20 protein-coding genes and 1 pseudogene are annotated in these 20,248 nt (G+C 55.3%); 13 read left to right on the top strand and 8 right to left on the bottom strand.

Annotation, left to right across the window (positions count from 1 at the left end):
• The first annotated feature begins 36 nt into the window (after positions 1-36).
• Complete coding sequence (locus IDM48_RS01005) at positions 37-1,515, top strand: NCS2 family permease (RefSeq protein WP_151146243.1); 1,479 nt, start codon at positions 37-39, stop codon at positions 1,513-1,515.
• 93 nt (positions 1,516-1,608) lie between these two features.
• Here IDM48_RS01005 and IDM48_RS01000 read toward each other — a convergent pair whose 3' ends face one another.
• Positions 1,609-2,100, bottom strand: coding sequence for a GNAT family N-acetyltransferase (locus IDM48_RS01000; protein ID WP_151146240.1), 492 nt, complete (start codon positions 2,098-2,100; stop codon positions 1,609-1,611).
• On the opposite strand from IDM48_RS01000, the gene IDM48_RS00995 reads away from it, so the two are divergent.
• Positions 2,099-2,551, top strand: coding sequence for a YchJ family protein (locus tag IDM48_RS00995; RefSeq protein WP_190617661.1), 453 nt, complete (start codon positions 2,099-2,101; stop codon positions 2,549-2,551). The two genes, IDM48_RS01000 and IDM48_RS00995, sit on opposite strands and share 2 nt — an antisense overlap.
• A gap of 26 nt (positions 2,552-2,577) precedes the next feature.
• Here IDM48_RS00995 and IDM48_RS00990 read toward each other — a convergent pair whose 3' ends face one another.
• A complete protein-coding gene (locus IDM48_RS00990; protein WP_190617659.1) occupies positions 2,578-2,979 on the bottom strand; it encodes a hypothetical protein in 402 nt (133 codons plus the stop codon).
• Positions 2,976-3,893, bottom strand: coding sequence for a spermidine synthase (locus IDM48_RS00985; protein ID WP_238397996.1), 918 nt, complete (start codon positions 3,891-3,893; stop codon positions 2,976-2,978). The genes IDM48_RS00990 and IDM48_RS00985 overlap by 4 nt, the downstream gene beginning before the upstream one ends.
• Before the next feature lie 60 nt (positions 3,894-3,953).
• Between IDM48_RS00985 and IDM48_RS00980 the strand changes: the two genes are divergently transcribed.
• Entirely contained in the window at positions 3,954-4,589 is a 636-nt protein-coding gene (locus IDM48_RS00980; RefSeq protein WP_190617657.1) for a GNAT family N-acetyltransferase, read from the top strand.
• A gap of 49 nt (positions 4,590-4,638) precedes the next feature.
• Here IDM48_RS00980 and IDM48_RS00975 read toward each other — a convergent pair whose 3' ends face one another.
• The 3 genes from IDM48_RS00975 to IDM48_RS00965 form a co-directional block, all read right to left on the bottom strand.
• Positions 4,639-4,959, bottom strand: coding sequence for a type II toxin-antitoxin system PemK/MazF family toxin (locus IDM48_RS00975; protein WP_190617655.1), 321 nt, complete (start codon positions 4,957-4,959; stop codon positions 4,639-4,641).
• A complete protein-coding gene (locus tag IDM48_RS00970; protein ID WP_068173266.1) occupies positions 4,959-5,192 on the bottom strand; it encodes a YlcI/YnfO family protein in 234 nt (77 codons plus the stop codon). The genes IDM48_RS00975 and IDM48_RS00970 overlap by 1 nt, the downstream gene beginning before the upstream one ends.
• A 140-nt stretch (positions 5,193-5,332) precedes the next feature.
• On the bottom strand, positions 5,333-5,644 hold the full coding sequence (locus IDM48_RS00965; protein ID WP_190617653.1) for a thiamine-binding protein: 312 nt from the start codon (positions 5,642-5,644) through the stop codon (positions 5,333-5,335).
• 218 nt (positions 5,645-5,862) lie between these two features.
• Here IDM48_RS00965 and pta point away from each other — a divergent pair, with 218 nt between their 5' ends.
• The 6 genes from pta (at position 5,863) to IDM48_RS00935 (ending at position 12,676) form a co-directional block, all read left to right on the top strand.
• A complete protein-coding gene (gene pta, locus IDM48_RS00960; RefSeq protein WP_190617651.1) occupies positions 5,863-7,971 on the top strand; it encodes a phosphate acetyltransferase in 2,109 nt (702 codons plus the stop codon).
• A 72-nt stretch (positions 7,972-8,043) separates the two neighbouring features.
• Positions 8,044-9,183, top strand: coding sequence for an acetate/propionate family kinase (locus tag IDM48_RS00955; protein ID WP_145177420.1), 1,140 nt, complete (start codon positions 8,044-8,046; stop codon positions 9,181-9,183).
• An 81-nt stretch (positions 9,184-9,264) separates the two neighbouring features.
• Positions 9,265-10,635 carry a M48 family metallopeptidase gene (locus IDM48_RS00950; RefSeq protein WP_238397995.1) on the top strand — a complete coding sequence of 457 codons (1,371 nt, stop codon included), beginning with the start codon at positions 9,265-9,267 and terminating at the stop codon, positions 10,633-10,635.
• Entirely contained in the window at positions 10,635-10,805 is a 171-nt protein-coding gene (locus IDM48_RS00945) for a hypothetical protein (RefSeq protein ID WP_190617649.1), read from the top strand. Before IDM48_RS00950 ends, IDM48_RS00945 begins: the two co-directional genes overlap by 1 nt.
• A 156-nt stretch (positions 10,806-10,961) precedes the next feature.
• Positions 10,962-11,963, top strand: a complete 1,002-nt coding sequence (locus IDM48_RS00940) for a GNAT family N-acetyltransferase (protein WP_190617647.1) — start codon at positions 10,962-10,964, stop codon at positions 11,961-11,963.
• Positions 11,964-12,178: 215 nt separating this feature from the next.
• On the top strand, positions 12,179-12,676 hold the full coding sequence (locus IDM48_RS00935; RefSeq protein ID WP_190617645.1) for a hypothetical protein: 498 nt from the start codon (positions 12,179-12,181) through the stop codon (positions 12,674-12,676).
• A gap of 110 nt (positions 12,677-12,786) precedes the next feature.
• Here the strand turns inward: IDM48_RS00935 and rbsK are convergent, their stop codons facing one another.
• Positions 12,787-13,704, bottom strand: coding sequence for a ribokinase (gene rbsK / locus IDM48_RS00930; RefSeq protein WP_190617643.1), 918 nt, complete (start codon positions 13,702-13,704; stop codon positions 12,787-12,789).
• 143 nt (positions 13,705-13,847) lie between these two features.
• On the opposite strand from rbsK, the pseudogene IDM48_RS00925 reads away from it, so the two are divergent.
• Positions 13,848-14,806, top strand: a pseudogene (locus IDM48_RS00925) (bile acid:sodium symporter family protein).
• A gap of 6 nt (positions 14,807-14,812) precedes the next feature.
• Here IDM48_RS00925 and IDM48_RS00920 read toward each other — a convergent pair.
• Entirely contained in the window at positions 14,813-16,867 is a 2,055-nt protein-coding gene (locus IDM48_RS00920) for a glycoside hydrolase family 15 protein (RefSeq protein WP_190617641.1), read from the bottom strand.
• A gap of 124 nt (positions 16,868-16,991) precedes the next feature.
• Here IDM48_RS00920 and IDM48_RS00915 point away from each other — a divergent pair, with 124 nt between their 5' ends.
• The 3 genes from IDM48_RS00915 (at position 16,992) to IDM48_RS00905 (ending at position 20,064) form a co-directional block, all read left to right on the top strand.
• Positions 16,992-17,348 carry a metal-sensitive transcriptional regulator gene (locus IDM48_RS00915; protein WP_068168353.1) on the top strand — a complete coding sequence of 119 codons (357 nt, stop codon included), beginning with the start codon at positions 16,992-16,994 and terminating at the stop codon, positions 17,346-17,348.
• A 45-nt stretch (positions 17,349-17,393) separates the two neighbouring features.
• On the top strand, positions 17,394-17,609 hold the full coding sequence (locus IDM48_RS00910; RefSeq protein ID WP_190617639.1) for a heavy-metal-associated domain-containing protein: 216 nt from the start codon (positions 17,394-17,396) through the stop codon (positions 17,607-17,609).
• Positions 17,610-17,823: 214 nt separating this feature from the next.
• Positions 17,824-20,064 carry a heavy metal translocating P-type ATPase gene (locus IDM48_RS00905; protein WP_238397993.1) on the top strand — a complete coding sequence of 747 codons (2,241 nt, stop codon included), beginning with the start codon at positions 17,824-17,826 and terminating at the stop codon, positions 20,062-20,064.
• Positions 20,065-20,248 lie beyond the last annotated feature (184 nt).

Raw genomic sequence — 20,248 nt, 5'->3', positions numbered from 1 at the left:
CACGCACAGCATCGAGAGTAACTACGGATTCAACGAATGACTTCTGAGAACACCGCGGCTCAAAAACCCGCACACATCCCCGCCCCCGGCAAGCCGAAAAACGGGCTGGATCGCTATTTCAAAATCACCGAACGCGGTTCGACCATTGGGTCTGAAGTCCGCGGCGGTTTCGCAACGTTCTTTGCCATGAGCTACATCGTGGTTTTGAACCCCCTTATCATTGGCCTCGGCCCCGATGCCTCCGGCAACCCACTTGGCCCCGAGCGCGTTGCTGCGGTAACCGCGCTGGTAGCAGGTCTACTCACCATCGTGATGGGCGTCTGGGCTAAGCAGCCCTTCGCTATGGCTGCCGGTTTGGGCGTGAACGCATTGTTGGCATCGACCATCGCCACCACCCCGAATCTCACCTGGCCCGAAATCATGGGTCTGGTGGTGTGGGCAGGTATCATCATGCTCCTGCTGGTGCTGACCGGATTCCGCACGGCTGTATTCAACGCCGTCCCGCAGAGTCTCAAGACCGCGATTGTGGTGGGTATCGGCATGTTCATCTCACTGATTGGATTGGTCAACGCGGGAATCGTGCGTCGTATGCCCGACGCCGCAGGTACCACCGTACCCGTCAGCTTTGGCGCTAACGGATCTCTGATGGGCTGGCCAATCGTGGTGTTCCTCTTCGGGCTCTTCCTCACTATCGCGCTGTTTATCCGCAACGTACGCGGCGCCATCCTGATTTCCGTCATCGCATCAACGATTCTTTCCATCATTTTGGAAACCGTTGCTCCTTCGGGTTCTTCGATGGATTCACCCACCGGCTGGTCGCTGATGGTTCCCGGAATGCCCGAAAACTGGATTGGCGCACCGGACTTCTCCCTACTCTTCACCGCTGATATGTTTGGCGCGTTCACAACGCTCGGCGGCATGGCGGCGTCCTTGCTTGTTTTCGCTATCTTGCTCGCTGTTTTCTTCGACGCTATGGGCACCTCGGTGGGTCTGGCAGCGGAGAACGGCACGCTGAACGAAAACGGTCAGATTGAAGACATCAACAAGGTTCTACTCGTAGATTCGCTCGGTTCTATCGTGGGCGGCGGCGCGTCCAGCTCCTCCCACCAGATTTTCGTGGAGTCGGCAACCGGTATCGGCGAAGGTGCTCGCACCGGTTTCGCCAACCTTGTCACCGGTGCGCTCTTTTTGATCGCCATTTTCATCTCCCCGCTGGTGAACGTTGTGCCCTTCGAGGCAGTAGCCCCCGCGCTGGTTGTCGTCGGCTTCCTGATGGTTCGCCAGGCAATCAACATTGACTGGACTGACTGGGGCCTGGGTATCCCCGCGTTCCTCACTATCATCATGATGCCTTTCACCTACTCCATTGCAGACGGCATCGGCGCAGGCTTCATCTCCTACGTCTTCATCCGCTTAGTACAGGGTCGCGCACGCGATATCCACCCGCTCATGTATGCGGTTTCGGCGGCGTTCGTGCTCTACTTCGGCATGGGATTCGTTAAGAGCTTCATCTAAGGCTTGTCGCAGTCTCTTTTAGTACACGAAAAGCGTTGAATGCTCATCTTTTACGATGACCATTCAACGCTTTTTGTGTACCTCAAGCCAAGACTATAGCTTCTTCTTCATCGTAAAGTTGGTCAGCACCTCACCGCGAAGGGGCACTTGGTTTTCTTGCTTAACTTTGAATCCGTGCCGTTCAAAGAAAGCTCGCGCCGTTTTACTAGCCTGGACGACGAGCGCGGTAGCTCCGCGCGTCCTCGCTTCCTCTTGCACTTGAGCCAGTAGGGCGCTGGCAATCCCCTGCCCCTGATAAGGCGGACGAACAAAGAGCATATCGATGAGAATCTCTCCCAACAGGGTCTGCCCCGAGCCTTCAATGAGATCAGCAAAACCCGCGCTAATACCATCCACGGTAGCCACGAAGGTATCTGCTTTAGAACGCTGAGCCGCCCACTGCTGCACGTTGTAGTTCACCGGCGCCCAGGCATCGAGCTGCGCCGGCGAATAATCGTTAGTAGCGAGTTCGTGAATAGACTGGTAGAAAATAGCGCGCGTGACCGCGGCATCGGCGGCGGTGAACGGGCGAATGACGAGCTTCATGTTTCCCTCTCGAAAGGTTTCTCCCTTGATTCTCTCTCACGATGACCGCTGCCCCTGCGGAACCGGCGAAATTTTCGGCGCATGTTGCGGTAGATTCCACCATGCTTTTGCCGAGGGCTCTGGCATCGCTGCGCCAACCCCTGAAGCATTGATGCGCTCACGCTTTACTGCTTTTGCAACGGGAAACGAGCCTTATCTGCTCGCCACTTGGCACCCCAGCACCCGCCCGGCGTCGCTGGAGTTAGACCCTACTTTGCGCTGGTACCGCCTAGACATTCTGGCTACCTCAGGCGGCGTCTTCGACTCCACAGGCACGGTCGAGTTCGCCGCCCACTACCGCTCGCAGCCGGGCACGCCCGAGGACAAGCGCGTACGCGGAGTCCAGCGGGAGAACTCACGCTTTGAAAGAGTCAACGGGGAATGGATGTATGTGGATGGGGAGGTTTTGTAAAGAAACAGCGATTGCCTTACTCCGGGTTAGGAGTTCAAAGCCCGGACCGGCAACTCCTCATACGCAAATTTCGCACCCGGGCACGCTTCTTCGGCTACCTCCACCAAGTTCTCAGCGGCTATTTCTAGGGACGACATGGCGTCCTCCCCTGCCGATTCCAGTACCACGTGCATAGGCGTCTGAATAAGAGACTCAGCGGTCAAAAGGCAAAGGCTCGCTCCGCCGTCAAAGAAAATCTGGGCGTACCCACGGGCAGCGGCTTCTTCGGGAGAAGAGCTCTGCAAACTCTCAAAATAAGAACGCAAAGCAGTAGAAAGCGCACTCTTCTGCTCCTGGGGCACCGTAATCTCAGCGCCCACACGGCCCACGGCATCCTGCCGGAAAATTTCGTGGGCGTATTCCTCACTACCGGCATATAAATTACTCATTGCTCACCCTTTCGTAAGTCTTCGTCAAGAGCTTTCAAATCAACTGTATCTGCGCCGTCCCTACGCGGACGCACGCCGCGAGCAAAGTTTCGCACCCACGCGTCGTCCTTGTATTGGGCAGGCACGCCGCCACCAAGAAGACGCTTGGTAATCTGCGCAGTAATATTCTCGCCCGTCACGGGTAGCGGAGCATGAGAGCCAGCAATGATGACGTTACCGCGACGTCGCCCCTTGAACATCGCCGAATCGGCCACAGCGCAGGTATGCTCAAAAACTTCAGCAATCGCAGCAGCTTCAGCGCGAGCGCCCGCCAGATCCCGGTTGTCGCCGCAGTTGATGATGTAGAGTCCCTCCGGCGAGAGCGCTTCAGAAACTATCTGCGTAAATTCCAGGGTGGTCAGCGGAGTGGGGGTCACGTAGCCGGCAAAAACGTCGCGAATAATAATGTCGCGGGAGGACGGTGCGAACGTCTCAGTCACTTCACGAGCTTCCCCCACACGAATCTTGACCCGCGGCGCTTTAGGCAGCTCGAACCATTCGCGCACAAGCTCGGCAAGTTTGCCGTCGAGCTCAACCACGGTATTGCGGGAGTTCAGGTAAACATCGGCGAGATAACGCGCCATCGAACAGGCACCGCCGCCCAGGTGGGTGATGCGGAGTTTATCGGGGTCAAGCGTGGTTTCAACGTGCGCCTCGACTACAGCAACCAACCAGCGCATGTACTCAAAATCGAGTTCGCGCGGACGCCCCACCACTACGTGCGACGATTCCATGCCATTGATTTCGAGTACCCAGCCGTCGGGGGTGTAGTCGTCAGCAATCAACTCGGCAACTCCGGTTGAAATCTCGTATTTGCCCTCTTGAAGAGCGCTATTTTCTGGTTGCACCTTGGGTGTTTTTCTGCGTTTAGCCACGGTTTCTAGAGTACTTCAGGTTAGCGTGGAACTAGATACTTGCAGATGAGAGGGAGAATTATGGGTTTTGTGTGCAACGGGCGGTACGTGCTGGAACCGGCAGCTGCCGACGAGGCCGAAAAGTACGTGAATCTTCTGCACGATTGTATGGAGGAAACCTACTCAGCTATAGCAGATCCAGGGTTTATGGTGCGCCGCCGCGCTGCTAGAGACGAATCCATTGAGGAATTCATGGAAGAGGTCAACGGCCCCGGCGTGCGCTGTTTTCTCGCCTACGAAGTACCCAGGTGGACGAGCCAGGGCGGTCTTTCCTGTGCTGTGGGCGCTGATATTGAGTGGGACGCGCCCGTCGGGCTTGCGCTGTCTTCTTTAGGACCCCACGAGTGGGAATCTGAGATGCCCGTTGTGCCGGTGGTAGCGGGAACTCGCGATTTGAGTCAGCTCTATACCCGCGCCACGACGCACGGGACGGGGCTAGGTGAGGCGCTCTTGCGGGCGGTGCTTGCAGACGACGAGCCGGCTTACCTCTGGTACATCGGCGGTAACGAGCGTGCCAAGAGATTCTACGAAAAGTTCGGCTTCCAGGACGAAGGTATCTTTGGTGAATGCGGCGGCATCTGGGGCGTGCCCCACGGTGAACCCGGTCAACCTCTGCAGACCGCACGGATGTTTCGCGGCGGCGTCGTCCTTCAGTAGCCCCGCCACCTCCGCCGAGTTTGTATTAAACTTTCCTAACACACGCTCTCTATTCGCTTCCTGAAAGCGGCACACTCAAATCAAAAGCAAACACCACTGCTCTAGCCAGTTGCTTCTCCTGCGCTGGGGTAAGGTAACCGACGGTTCGCCCCAACGCTGCGGCGGGAATCGTCAGTGTATTATCAATCGATACCGCACACTCGTGGTCGAGCCCATTGCGGGCGTCCAAAATGACTTCGCTCGAAAGCCCCTTAATAGTTGAGGTAATAGGGGCAATGGTTACTTTAGACATCACAAAGCGAGTGGGCTCACGAGTCAAGACGAGCGCGGGGCGAGTTTTGTCCACATAAACCAGGCATATTTCGCGCATTAGTCGCCCCATGGCTTTTGCCGGGCGCTCCACGCAACCAGGTCATCAAGGTCGTCTTCGGTACCGGCTTCTCCGAGCAGACGTACATCGTGGATAGCTGCTTGACGGCGGCGTTCTGCTTCGAGGGCTTCAGTAACTATTGCTGCTCGGCTAGGAGCATCACCGTGGGAAACTGTTTTATCGAGAAATTCAACCAGGTCATCGGGTAACCGTACGGCAATTTGAGTAGTCATACCGAAAGAATACCATTTTGGGATTCACTCAAATAGAGCCCCACAGAGTTTGTATCAAACTTTCCCCGCTGTACTACGAAAATCCTGGTACACAGCTAAAAGTTTGATACAAACTCCGAAGGTACAGAGAATCCAGAACCCTAGTCGCGCTCTTCCAGCGCCTTGTTCAAGCGTTCAACCTTGCCTGTAATCTCACCGGAATCATGGCCGGAACGGATGTCTGCCTTCAAAACCAGAGCGACGCGCGGGCCGTGCTTCGCGACCGCAAAAGTGGCGCGCTTGATGACGTCCATGCACTCGTCCCATTCACCCTCGATAGTGGTGAACATAGAGTTAGTTTCGTTCGGCAAACCCGAATCTTGAACAATCTTCACGGCATCTGCAACCGCGTTGTGTACTGAACCGTCTTCGGGGCCGCCGCCTGTGGGCGCAATAGAAAATGCAAATAACATGTTTTTAGCCTATCGGCTCAAATCGCCTTGTGAACAGGGTAAGGGTCAAAATTACCTTCTGATTCACACTCGATATTCACTGTGAGTTATCAGACATACCACCCTATACGGTACAAAACCTGCCTCTAAAACACATAAAATCGCACATGTAGCCACGGCCAAATGCCGCGCCACCCACGCACAGCTGGGTGCCAGCCCAAAGATAAGTAGAAACGCATATGACTACCGGTATCTACCTTTCCGCAATGACCCAAAATTCAGGCAAATCCCTAGTTGCCCTGGGTCTGGCAGACTCCCTGATTAAGCGAACTGACCGCGTGGGTTACTTCCGCACCATTTTCAAGGGTGATTCAGAAGCTAACGATCCCATGCTGCAGCTTATTCGCCGTAATTTCGGCTTGAGCGCTCTTCAGGCGCGCGGCGGTGTTTCGCTAGAACGCTGCCGCGAGTTGCTGGCCGAAGGCAAGCATGACGAAATGTCCTCCACGATGGTTTCTGTCTACTCTGAGATGACTGATAACTGCGATGTCATCATCGTAGATGGAACCGACTTGCTGGCGCATAACGCCGCAACCGTAGAGTTTGACCTCAACGCACAGTTTGCCCGTGACCTAGGCATTCCCGTAGTGGCTATCATTGGCGCCCAGGACTCTACCGTGAACGATGCCGTCAATGCAGTAGATGTTGCCCGCACCGAACTCACCGGCGCCAAGGTAGATACCATGGCGCTTATCGTGAACCGCTGCGCACCTGAGCAGCGCGAGGAGTTGCTGAACTCAGTCAAGCGTGGGCCTTCGCAGCGCCCTGTATACGTTATCCCTGAGATTCCTGAGCTGGCTGTCCCTTCGGTCAGCGAAGTAGTAGATGCCCTTGATCTCAACGCAGAAGGCGTAAATAGCGACAAGCTCAACCGCGACATTCACGACATGAAGATTGCTGCTATGACTGTCAGCAACTTCCTCGACCAGTTTGCTGACGGCGACTTCGTCATCGTTCCCGGCGACCGCGCCGACGTCGTTGTAGCATCGCTGGCCTCTGCACTTTCACCGAGCTTCCCTGCCCCTTCCGGCATGTTGCTGACCGGCGGTTTTGAGAGCATTTCGGGTTCGGTCATTGGCTCGCTGATTGAGCGCTCGCCCTTCCCCGTTTTCGATACTCCCCTCGATACTTTCAAAGCAGGACGCGCAGTTTCCCGCGTTACTAGCGCGCTCTCTAATGGCAACCCCCGCAAGGTGGCGGCTGCCCTGGGCGAATGGTCCCGCTCTGTTGATGCCGACGAGTTGCTTGAACGTATGGAACTCGAACGCCCTGCGTCGATGACTCCCCTGCGTTTCTTGCACAACCTCATCGAAAAGGCACGCTCGGACCGTCGCACCATCGTGCTCCCTGAGGGTTACGACGTCCGTATCCTACGCGCAGCAGAAATTATCGCCCGCCGCGACTTCTGCAACTTGGTGTTGTTGGGCAACCCTGAAAAGATTGCCGAAATCTGCCAGAACGAAGGCATCACACTACCCACCGGTGAAGATGGCAAGTCATCGATTCGTATTATCGACCTCGATAACAATGAGTACGTCGAAGACTTCGCTTCCACTTACGCTGAGTTGCGTGCACACAAGGGTGTCACCATCGAAGCCGCTCGTGCCCGTATGCATGACGATCCCTCGTACTTTGGCACCATGCTCGTGTACAAGGGCATCGTGGACGGTATGGTTTCCGGCGCTGTCAACACCACCGCCAACACTATCCGCCCCTCACTGGAATTCGTCAAGACCCGCCCCGGTGTTAAGATTGTTTCCTCTGTGTTCCTTATGCTCATGGAAGACCGCGTTCTAGTCTTCGGTGACTGCGCTGTGAACCCCAACCCCAACGCCGAGCAGCTCGCAGACATTGCCCGTGCATCGGCAGAAACCGCACGTCAGTTCGGTGTTGAACCCAAGGTCGCCATGCTCTCCTACTCCACCGGTTCCTCAGGTGCTGGCGAGGATGTCGAGGTTGTTCGCGAGGCAACCGAAATTGTCAAGAATTCAGAGCACGACTTCGCCGTTGAAGGTCCTATCCAGTTCGACGCCGCATCCAACATGTCCATCGCATCTTCCAAGATGCCCGATTCTGAGGTGGCAGGCCAGGCGTCAGTCTTCATCTTCCCCGACCTCAACACCGGCAACAACACTTACAAGGCTGTGCAGCAGACTTCCGGCGCTGTGGCTGTTGGTCCGGTCCTGCAGGGACTGCGTAAGCCTGTGAATGACCTTTCCCGTGGCTGCACCGTTGATGACATCATCAACACCGTAGCCATCACGGCAATTCAGGCGCAGACCCTCTAACTCTGACCGCGGCGAAAGAATACCGCCGCGTATGGCTTCTCAACAGACACACTCCAAACAAAGGAAAGTATCATGCTAGTTCTTGTTATCAACTGCGGATCTTCATCCGTAAAGTACCAGGTTCGAGATACCGATCAGCAAGGCGAAGGCAACCAGGTAATTGCCAAGGGCCTTATTGAAAACGTAGGAACCAAAATTCCTGACCACACTGCAGCGCTTGCCATCATGGCAGAGGAACTCAAGACGCCTTTGCACGGTAAGACTATCGACTCTATTGGTCACCGTGTAGTCCAGGGCGGTGACGTCTTTACTGAGCCTGTATTGATTGACGATCAGGTGCTTCAGCAGATCGACGACCTTTCGCCTTTGGCTCCTTTGCACAACCCTGCGCACGTCTTGGGCATTAAGGCTGCTACCGAAACCTATCCCGGTGTGCCTCAGGTTGCTGTTTTCGATAACGCTTTCCACTCCACCATGCCCGAGTACGTGTACCGCTATGCTGTGCCCGAGGAATTGGTAGAGAAGTACGGCGTTCGCCGCTACGGTGCGCACGGCACCAGCCACGATTATGTAACCGGTGTTGCCGCTGAATACCTCGGTGTGGAGCGCGATCAGTTCAACGCTGTAGTTGCTCACCTGGGTAACGGTGCGTCCATTACCGCTGTTGAGGGTGGCAAGTGCCTGGATACTTCTATGGGCTACACTCCCCTCGCTGGTCTGATTATGGGTACTCGTTCAGGCGATATTGATCCTTCAGTCTTGACCAACCTGATGATGCGCGACCCCGAGCTCACTCCTGAGCGCATGGACCAGATGCTCAACAAAGAATCCGGCCTACTAGCTATTGCGGGCAACAACGACATGCGTGCAGTAGTTGAAGCTATGGAGGGCGGCGACGAGCGCGCCAAGCTAGCTTTGGACATGGCGTCCTACCGCTTGGCTAAGTACATTGGTGGTTACCATGTTGCTGTGGGCGGCATGCAGGCGCTGATTTTCACCGCGGGTATTGGTGAAAACTCCTCGCCGTTCCGCGAGCTGACCGTGAGCCGTTTGGGTGCTTTGGGCATCAAGCTCGATATGGCAGCAAACCAGGTGCGCAGCGATGAGCCCCACCTAATTTCTACCGAAGATTCAGCGATTCCTGTACTGGTTGTTCCTACCAACGAAGAAAAGGCTATTGCTGAGGCAACCGAAGTTATCGTAGCTGGCTAAGGTTCACGAAGTACAAAATAAAGCCCGTTGGGGGCTAAGCTGGTGTAGAAGAATCACAACTGTCATCATCAAGGATGGTTCATGAGCGACACCCCCAACGGCAATTTTCCACCCGGCCCATCGCCACCCCCTCCGCAGCCGGAACAGCAGGGGCAGCCTGGACAATCTGGGCCGCAGAACTTCGGTTCTGTAGGTCTACACCAGCCTCTACCGGATGATCTTTCGCAAGGCTGGCTACCGGAGGACATGCGTCAGCACCCGGTCTCACCCTTTCCTGAGCCCAGGCTTTTCCGCTTTCAGAGCCTCTTGCCGTTCAAGTTCATCAACGCGCTGCGGCATCCGGGTGAAATTCCCTGGCTCCTAGCCGCCTACATGGTCACGCTCTTTGTGTATCTTGCAGGCGCTATTTATCTCATTACCTCCTTCATCGCAATGTTCACAGTGGACGATTATGTTTTCTCCCCCGGTGAGCTTGTTCAGCAGTTGTTAGTGATTGGTCTTTATCTGCCCCTAGCTATTTTTTGGGTTCGAGCCCTGATGTACGCGCAGATGCGCATTACCGGCGTCCGTATTTCACCCACGCAGTTCCCTGAGGCGTACCAGATGCTGGTAGATGCCGCCCGTGCAGCAGGTTTACGCCGTGTGCCCGATGCCTACGTCGTGGTAGGTAACGGCCAGATTAACGCGTTCGCTTCTGGCCACGGCCACCGTCGTTTTATTGTAGTTTTCTCTGACCTATTCGAAATCGGCGGCAAGGCGCGTAACCCTGAGGCCCTTAAGTTCATTATTGGTCACGAGGTAGGGCATATCGCCGCAGGTCATGTGGGTTATTTCCGGTTGATTTTTACATCTTTTTTCCAGCAGATTCCTTACCTGGGTGCTACGCTTTCACGCGCACAGGAGTACACCGCAGACAATTTTGGTTTCCGCTTGGCTCCTGGCGGAGCTATGCAGACCATGGGCGTGCTTTCTGCAGGCAAGTACCTGGTCAATGAGGTTAATACTGACGAGCTGGCTAACCGCGCCGTCTTTGAGGATGGTTTCTTTACGTGGCTTGCGAATTTGAATATGTCTCATCCAGCGACGACGTGGCGTGCCCATGCACTGCGCGATCGTTCGGAACCCGGCCGTCTGGTGTGGCGTCCTAAGTTCAATCCGCCGTACCCGCTGTCCATGATTCCTGCGGCTGAACCCGCGGCGGCATGGGCTGATCCGCTACAGGCAAGTGATTTCATGGCGACCTACCCTGAGCGCCCGGGCAATAATAACCACTTCGGCATCGTGGTCACCGACCAGAAACCTCCCGCACGCGAGAGGGACCGCCGTGTGGGCGATACGCTCTTCAACGGCTGGATTCCTCCGCAGATGCGTGGATTCTGGAACACCGGCGGTTCGCCGCTGCCTCCGCCCCATGAGGATGGCGCGGGGCAAGACCCCCAGCACTCGATTTAGTGCCTTCCCGTTTGCTTCGTTCCATCAGCTACTTCCCGGACGCCAACACGGCTCCCCAGTGGATTACCCTGCTGGTATGGTGCGCGGTTGGTTTGGCTCTAGCCTTTGCCGGTTACGCCGTGGCGAAAAAGAACAAACATAAGGCTGAGCCGATGGTGGTTGAGGTTTAGGGCTGAGTCAGCCCCCGACCCCTAACTGCTAGCCAAACTGGCGTTCTGCGGTGCATTTCTGCACCGCAGAACGCCACTTTTACTGTATCTAGGGGGTAGAGGTCGCAGGGATTCGTATAATGTAAGCCACGTTACTCGACAGAATTGGGGTTCTTCATGTTTTTGCGGTGGTGGCGACCGGACGATGCCGAGGCTCTGCTTGAAATTTATCGGCAAAATTCTGATATGAAACGCCAGATGCCGGCTTTGGATTCTCTCACCGACGCCGAAAACTTTATTCAGCACCACTATCTTCCCGCCGAGAATCATGCGGTTTTCTGTCTCGAAGATGGAGGAAAACCTGCAGGTTGCGTAGCCGTTGAATTTACTGCTCATAATGACGACGGCGCGTGGGATCGCGGTTGGGTTTCTTACTGGAATGCACCATTAGTGCGGGGCCGCGGGCTCATGAAAATAGCAGTGCGCGCGGTATGCGATTGGGCGCTAGGAGAATATTCAGCTGATTCTGATTCAACACTGGTCGATACTGAGCTACTGGGCGAACTTAATTCACCCAAGCTCCGCCGTCTGGAATTGGGGTACCGAACAAATAATCCGGCGTCGGGCAAGGTCGCCGCAGCAGCCGGCTTTACGATGGAAGGCATCGAACGCGAAAAGTTCCTCTACGACGGGCAGACCTTCGACGCGGTCAACGCGGCGCGACTGCGTGGAGACATCTTACGGGTGAACAACCAGACAAACGCTTTGGGTAGTGTGCCTGTGGCATCGAGCGTTATGGTTCATCACGTGGAACTATGGACCGCTGATTTTGGGAGTGTCCTTGCCGAGTGGTCACCGCTGATGAATGCGTTAGGGGCAAGGGTGGGCGCCGAGTGGGAGAAGGGCATTTCGTGGAAAGGTGCGGATGGCTCCTACCTTGTTTTGGAAGAATCCCCGGACGTGCGGGGCGGTCTGTGCCGCACAAATCCGGGTATGAATCATCTGGCGCTAAATGTTGGGAGCCGCAAAAAGCTGGACGAAATCCGCCAAAATGCACTTGGTTGGGGCTGGCAGGAATTGTTCGCAGAAAAATACCCGCATGCCGGCGGGGATGAGCATACTGCCCTTTACCTTGAAAATTCAGAGGGTTTCGAGGTGGAGCTTGTCGTGGAAAATTAGGTTCTGGCGTCCTGCCATCCACCCCCTAAAGCACAGTCAAAGTGGCGTTCTGAAGTGTAAATATGCACCCCAGAACGCCACTTAGGCTGTGCTTATCGGGGATTGCGCCAAGCAAAGTTAACTGGACGCGCGGCGTGCAACCCGCCGGTCGTCCCAGCGCCGTCATCAAGTAGAACCCGCGGTCTTATCCTACAACTTAGACCCCGAAGGAGATCATGAATACTTTTACAGTTACATTAGAGGGACTCACCTCGGAAGCGCTAACGAGACGTCTTGAATCAGCGGGAATTCAGCTCAATACGCACGCTCAAACGCTTTTGGAACCGAAGTTTTTTGATTTCTCTAAGACCGGTAAATATCGGGTTCAGCTAGTCACGGTAGCGGACCTGGGATTTACTGAGCCTGCAAATTTGCCTGCAATCTATCGGCGCATCAGGGAACGTGGATTCGCATTATGTCCTCTTGAGCTCGCACCGTATTTACGCCTATCGTGGCGCACCCAGCCGACCAGTAGAAACTCGACGCTGACGGGGCAACATAAGTCTCCAGATTCCGCGGTGAATGTCTCCACACCGCCACTTTCCTCCGATCCCTACGTGCCCAAGGGGTTCTACCTCCGCAACGTGGATGGCACACTATGGCTACGCGGTTATATTTGCGACGACGAACATGAGAATGCCTTGGACACGGTATTCGCAGTCTTACCTACCTAGATGTTCATTTCGTCCCGGACGCGCCGGAAGGGAAACGTACACTCATTCGGTTGAATGCTCCCCTTTTTGGGTGAACATTCAACGTCTTGAGTGTACGCAGCCAGTCCCCCCTAAACCCTCTCCCCCGTCCTCTCCTCAAACTCTGCAGCGGTGGCGTAGGAGGTCTGTGTGCCTAGGCGGGTCACCGAATCGCCGGCGTACACGTTCGCCACGCGAATTGCCTCAGCGATGTCGCCATTTTTCACCCAGCGGTGGCTGAAGCAGCCGATGAATGCGTCGCCCGCGCCGGTAGTGTCTTTGGCGTCCACTTTGCTTGCTTCGATGAGACGCTCGCCCTCCTGGCTAATCCAGAGCACGCCGCGAGCGCCGAGCGTCACGATTACGTTCTTGATACCTACGTTCAGGAGGACGTGCGCGGCATTCGAGATATCGTCGAGGCTCTCCACGGGCATTCCCGAAAGTAATGAAAGTTCAGTCTCATTAGGCACGATGAACTCCACACCCTTCATGCGTTCAAGAGAAAGTTCGGGGGTTGCAGGTGCAGGGTTCAGCAGGACGGGGATGCCTAGCTCCTCCCCCAACTCGACGGCCGCGTACACGGTTTCGAGCGAAATTTCGAGTTGCAGCACTATCAGCTGGCATTGGGCGATGTCCTCGCGGGCGTTTTCTAAATCCTCGCGCGAAAGCAGGGTGTTAGCGCCCTTGACGATGATGATTGAGTTGTTCGATTTTTCGTCCACGAAGATGGGCGCGACGCCGGAGGTTGCCTCGGTGCGCAGAATGTATTTGTCGTCGATACCGTTAGCGCGGAAGTTTTCGATGGTGTTTTCGGCAAAAATGTCGTTACCTACGCGCGTTACCATCAACACTTCGGAGCCAAGACGCGCGGCAGCAACCGCCTGGTTCGCGCCTTTGCCGCCGCATCCGAGACGGAAATCGGGTGCCTCGATGGTTTCGCCGAGCTCTGGCATGCGGTGGATGTAGGAAATCAGATCGACGTTGTTTGATCCGATGACGGCAATTTTCATGATGTTTCCTCTCAGACTTTCTCCCAATATCCTTCTTTGGGTGTTGAGGTGCAAGAAAGGGTCAACTTTTCGGCAAAAAGTTGACCCTTTCTTGCACCTCAACGTGCGAAGGAGCTAACACCCACACCGATACACTGGTGTACATGCCCTTCCGCCTTCCCCAATTGAAGCTAGACCCGCTCATCGCGCTGATTCTCACCGCCGTGGTGATTGCTATCTTTTTCCCTGCGCGCGGGGATTTCGCCGAAGGGTTCTCGGTCGCCACTAAAATCGCTATCGCCTTCCTGTTTTTTCTTTACGGGGCGAGGCTTTCCCCGCAGGAGGCTGTCGCCGGTTTCAAACATTGGAAGCTGCACGCCACAATCCTCAGTTTTACCTACCTGGTGTTCCCTCTCGCCGGGCTGGCTCTGTTCCCACTGAAATACCTTCTGGGCAACGAGCTTTACCTGGGTCTGCTGTACCTCATGCTGGTGCCCTCCACCGTGCAGTCATCGGTAGCGTTCACCTCTATTGCCCGCGGAAACGTACCCGGTGCGATTGTGTCAGCCTCGGCATCGAACCTGCTAGGAATTGTAATTACACCTTTGCTGGTCATGCTGCTGATGGGTTCTGGCGGCATAAAAATTAGCGGCAACGTGTTTCTCGATATCGCCATTCAACTCTTGTTGCCCTTCGTCCTGGGGCAACTAACCCGCCGCTTCACCGCGTCATTTGCCAAGAATCACCTGGTCAAACAGATAGATCGACTCTCCATCGCGATGGTTGTTTATGCGGCGTTTTCAGAAGGAATGGTGGACGGCATTTGGACGCGCGTGAGCTGGTGGCAGATTATTTTCCTGGTTGCTTTGGCGGTCGCACTGGTTGAAGCCATGCTTTGGTTCACCGGGTTTGCAGGCAAAAGCTGGGCTTCACTCACGAAGACTGCATAGCTATCCAGTTCTGCGGCACTAAAAAATCGCTGGCGACGGGTCTGCCGATGGCCGCCGTCATTTTTGGTGGCGCAGGGGTAGGTTTGTTGATTCTGCCGCTCATGGTTTTCCATCAGGTTCAGTTGATGATTTGCGCCGTTCGCGCCTCGAAATACGCGCGAGAATCAGCCTAAAAACTCCTAAATCTCCAGCGCCTGCACCGCCCGCACCAGGGCAATATGCGCCAGGGTGTGCGGGAAGTTGCCCGTCTGGCGATTTTCTGCGTAAGAATACTCGGAGCTCATCAGACCTAAATCGTTAGCGGCACTCAGGACAGTATCGAGAAGGGCACGACCGTCAGCCTCTCTGCCTGAACGAATGTAGTGTTCCGCCAACCAGAGGGATGCGGCAAAATGCAGGTTATCTTGATCTTCGAAACCGTCAAACCCACGCACGTTGATATAACGATAAATCATGCCCGATTCATGCTGAAGCTCGCGTTCAATGCGTGCGACGGTGCCCATCATGCGGGGGTCGTCCCATGTCACCATACCTATTTGCGCCAGTTGCAACAGCGAAGCATCGACGTGCGTACCCCCGTAGGTTTGCACAAACGAGTTCAGTTCAGTATTGAAACCTTGCGAGAGAATATCCTGAGCAAGGCGATCGCGGCACTGAGCCCAGAGTTCGACGTCGCCGTCCAACCCGTGCTCTTGCACCGCCGAAATTCCCGCATTGAAAGCCGCCCAGAGCATTGCCTGTGAGTGGGTAAATACATGGGGGTCACCCTTGATTTCCCACATGGACTGGTCAGGTTGGCCAATTCGTTCAGACGCCGAATTTAGGAGGGCTTTTTGAAGCGACCAGGACAGTTGGTCCTCTCCCACACCGTTTTCGCGAAGATGCGCAAAAGTGACGAGCACCTGCCCTAGCGCATCACCCTGGAAGCGGTCATCTGAGCCATTACCTGCGCGAACCGGCTGCGAATTTTCATAGCCTGGCAAGGCAAGACGTCGTTCCAAGTCGTCTTTCTCACCCGCCACGCCGTAAACCGAATGCAGATTATAGGGGCTATTTGCCACCGCCCGCATAATCCAGTTACGCAACTGAGCAGTTTCACGTTCGTGACCGTGGGCAAGCGTTACTTCCATTGCCATGGCAACATCGCGCAACCAGGAAAAGCGGAAGTCCCAGTTGCGGCGTCCACCGACAGTTTCGGGCAGCGACGTCGTTGCAGCCGCCACCAAACCGCCGGTTTCGCGGGAAATCAGGGCGCGTAGCACCAGCAGTGAGCGCAGGCGAGCTTCGCGGTATGACTCATCATTTTGCGTTTGAATCTGCTCGGGGGTGCTGGGCACAATCGGATGCATAGCGGTCTGCGCCAGCTCGTGATAGGTGGCAAGGTCAATTTCGGGAAGCTGCGTATTGGTGATGGCTTCGCCTTCGCGATTTGTCGAGGGGAGTCCGATGCTGGACGACGTCGTGCTTTCGGCACTTATCTCTTCATTCGGCACGGTGCGGATGGCTGAAATCTCGTTTTCGGTTGCCTCTGCAATGGCTGGCGGAACATAGAGGTCTGACCATTCGGTCCACTGCGCGGTGGTGTAGGTGATGGCTGTGGAGTAGTCGATGGGTGCCGGCGGGTTGTGGTTGGAAGCAAAATAATTCAGCGAAAAAACGTAGTTCTGACCTGCTGAAACAGTGAAGGTATCGGTGTGGTTGCCGTACTGACCTTCTGGGATAGTGTCTCCGCGGAAGACTAGTGCGTGAGGCCCTGCCATACCTACCAGCATGGATTGGGAGACATCAACAGCGCCGGTGGAGTCTGCGGGGCCGTCATACTGGGTCACCCACGGCGTCGTCTTTCCACTATCGAATCGCATGTTTAGCTCTTGGAGCATGGTGACTTCGCCGGTGAGTCCTTCCACACTGCGAACAATCGCGGTTCCGCCGGCAAGGGGCATGAAATCTGTGACTCGCACGCTCGCTTCGCCCACGTGCCACACTGTTTGCAAAATAAAAGTATTTTCGCGGTAGGAGCGTTCAGTACGGACTTCTTCTACAGGGGAAGGATTGACTGATTCCAGGGGTGCTAGAAGCCAACGTCCGTTTTCGCGATCGCCCAACAGGGAGGCGAATACTGCCCCCGAGTCAAAGCGGGGTGCGCAGAACCAGTCGATTGATCCTGCGCGAGACACGAGCGCGGCAGTGTTCATGTCTGAAAGCAGGGCGTAATCCTCGATAAAAGAAGCCATGCTTTAACACTAACGTAACCCTAAAAGTAACTCGACTTAGTTTTAAAGATGAACGATGCGAAATCACCCCTTGAAATATACCCCCTAGGGGTATATGTTTAACACAGAACGACGAAAGGCAACAATGACCATCGAATCTCCCGACGCAATCGCCCCCGATTCCTGCGACTGCTGCGCCGAAGGCAATCACGGCTACTCCGCCAGCAAAGAGGCATATCTCAAACGCCTCCGCCGCATCGAAGGCCAAGTTCGTGGGATTCAGCGAATGGTTGATGAAGATAAATACTGCATCGACATCCTCACCCAGATTTCCGCTATCAATAAGGCAATGCACGCGGTATCCATCGGGCTCCTCGAAGAACACATCGCCCACTGCGTCGTCAATGCCGCCAACGAATCACGCGATACCGGCAACCCAGAAATTGTCCAAGACAAGGTCATCGAAGCCACCGCCGCCATCTCAAGACTTCTCCGCAGCTAACCTGCGCGGAGCACCCCAAAAATACAACAACCAAGGAGAAACACCATGTCAGCAACCGTTGTACACGCCACCGGACTCACCTGCCAACACTGCGCAGCATCCGTCACCGAAGAAGTTCAAGAAATCGAAAACGTCAACGAAGTCAACGTAGAAGTAGTCAAGGATGGGCAGTCCACCATCACCATCGACCACGACGGAGAGCTGGACGACGCCAAGGTTGAGGCTGCGATTGCCGAAGCCGGATACGAGCTCGTCAAGTAGACGCCCCCTAGCAGTAGCTCGCGCTGGGAATTGGGCTCCACGAGCATCGCAGAACGCCTTAGAAAACTCCCGTCGGTCGCAGAGCGACCTCGATCGTTAAGCGGCGTTCCTGCGATGCCCGCTGACGCCCGTGCGGCAGGGCACGGGCTAAGGCGTTCTGTGATACCCATGGCGCCCGATTCAGACCGCCAAATCTTCACGAAAGGATTCACTCATGCAAACCCAAGCCCCCGAATCTGAACGCATCCTCAATCTCGATATTAGCGGGATGACATGCGCATCCTGTGTTGGCCGCGTGGAACGTAAGTTGCGCAAGATCGAGGGTGTGGATCCTTCGGTGAACCTTCCCCTGGAGTCGGCGCGTGTGATTGTGCCGGCAAATGTCTCTGATGAGCAAATTATTGAGACCGTTAAAAATGCCGGTTATGAGGCGAAACTTCAGTCAGCCGAGGGCTCTGCCGACGAGCAGGAAGAGGAGACCGGACTGAGGTCACTGTCTTCTTTCCGCAAGCGCATTTGGTTCACGCTTGTTTTTGCGGTTCCGGTTTTTCTGATTTCGATGTTTAGCACGTTCCAGTTTCCGCACTGGGGCTGGGTTGTAGCATTGTTGGCGTTGCCGGTGGCGACGTGGGCGTCTTGGCCATTCCACAAGTCGGCTCTAACCAACTTGAGGCACGGCAGTTTTACGATGGACACGCTCATTTCTTTAGGCGTGGCGTCGAGTTATCTTTTCTCGTTGTGGCAGCTTCTTACTGATCCGATGATGACCGCGCACGCCGGCATGGGCGGTCATGGCATGGATCATCTGCTTTATTTTGATTCGACCACCATGATTGCGCTATTTCTTCTGATTGGTCGCTATATTGAGGCTCGCACTCAACGCCAGTCGTCGGAGGCATTGCGTAAGCTTCTGGACCTTGGGGCGAAGAACGCCACAGTTATTCAGAATGGCCGTGAAATAAGCATTCCGGTGAAAGATTTAAGGCCCGACGACGAGTTCGTCGTTCATCCTGGCGAAAAAATCGCTACCGATGGCGTCGTCATTTCTGGTCGTTCCGCCATCGATACTTCTCTGCTAACCGGGGAATCTGTGCCGGTAGAGGTGGCAGAGGGCGATACCGTTACCGGCGCCACGATTAATACATCGGGTGCGCTCACGGTGAAGGCAACTCGGGTGGGATCCGAAACCACGCTGGCACAGATGGGCCGCATGGTTGCTGAAGCGCAGTCGACCAAGGCGCCTATTGCTCGTCTGGCAGATAGAATCTCAGCGGTTTTCGTACCCGTGGTAATCGCTATTGCTCTTGCAACTTTCGTTGGCTGGTGGGTGTTCACTGGCGATACTAACGCGGCTTTCGTGGCTGCGGTATCCGTCATCGTTATTGCCTGCCCCTGCGCGCTTGGGCTCGCTACTCCTACCGCCCTGTTGGCCGGTACCAGCCGTGGTTCACAACTCGGTATTTTGATCCGTTCGGCGCAGGTTCTTGAAGACACGCGCGGGGCGAACACTATCGTTATGGATAAAACCGGCACTGTCACCGAGGGAAAACTTGAGGTGGTCGACGCCGTAGAATTCTCCGATAACCGCAATTTAATGGTTCGCGCGGCAGCGGCTGTCGAAGCTCGTTCGGAACACCCGATTGCGCAGGCTATCGCTACTTTTGGTCAAAAATCTGGCTCCCTCCCTGCTGTACAGAACTTTGAGTCCGCTCCCGGCGGCGGGGTACGTGGCAACGTTGAGCTAGACGGTGCAACCCACACCGTAGTGGTAGGTCAGCAGTCCTTCTTGGAAGCCGAAGGTATTTCACTCACTTCTGACCAGCAGGGGCAACTTCGCGCCCAGCAAGAGAGCGGTTTCACCACGGTTATTGTGGCATTAGACGGTAATGTAGCCGGATTGCTTTGCCTGCAAGATACGCCTAAGTCAGACGCCATTTCAGCGATTGAAAAGCTCAAGAGCCAGGGGTTACGCCCGGTTCTTTTGACGGGCGACGCCGAGCCGGTTGCGCGCGCCGTCGCCACCCAGGTGGGCATTGATCCGCACGATGTTTTCGCCGGCGTCTCCCCTGAGGACAAGGTGGAGAAAATTAAGCAGCTTCAGAGCGAGGGACGCGTTGTGGCAATGGTGGGTGATGGCGTGAACGACGCCGCCGCTCTTGCTCGCGCAGACCTCGGCATCGCGATGGGTTCAGGCACCGATGTTGCGATGGAAGCCGCCGACCTCACCATCATGCGCTCTGATTTGGAATCAATCCCCACTTCTATCCGTCTTTCAAAAGCAACCCTCAAGTTGATTAAGTCCAACCTGTTCTGGGCATTTGGTTATAACGTTGTCGCTATTCCTGTGGCGGCTGCAGGCTTACTCAACCCCATGATTGCCGCTGCGGCAATGGCGTTTAGCTCGGTCTTCGTAGTGCTGAACTCCATGCGCTTGAACCGTTTCGAGCGGAATTAGCCACCGCGCGTCGTCCACCGGGGTTTCTCTCGGAAAAGATTTTTAAAAAAGTTTTAAGAATTTCGTGAGGAACCCGGTGCCACCCCCGTCTTATTCGTGACGGTACCCTTTTGACGCTTCGACCAATTACCTCATTAGAGGTACCGTCACCCTAAACTTCGCAGTATGAACCCCTGAGGAGCAA

The sequence above is a fragment of the Rothia amarae genome, assembly GCF_014705945.2.
Lineage (GTDB): Bacteria > Actinomycetota > Actinomycetes > Actinomycetales > Micrococcaceae > Rothia > Rothia amarae.
The sequence above is the reverse complement of the archived record's forward strand: the minus strand, read 5'-3'. Positions and strand labels throughout refer to the sequence as shown.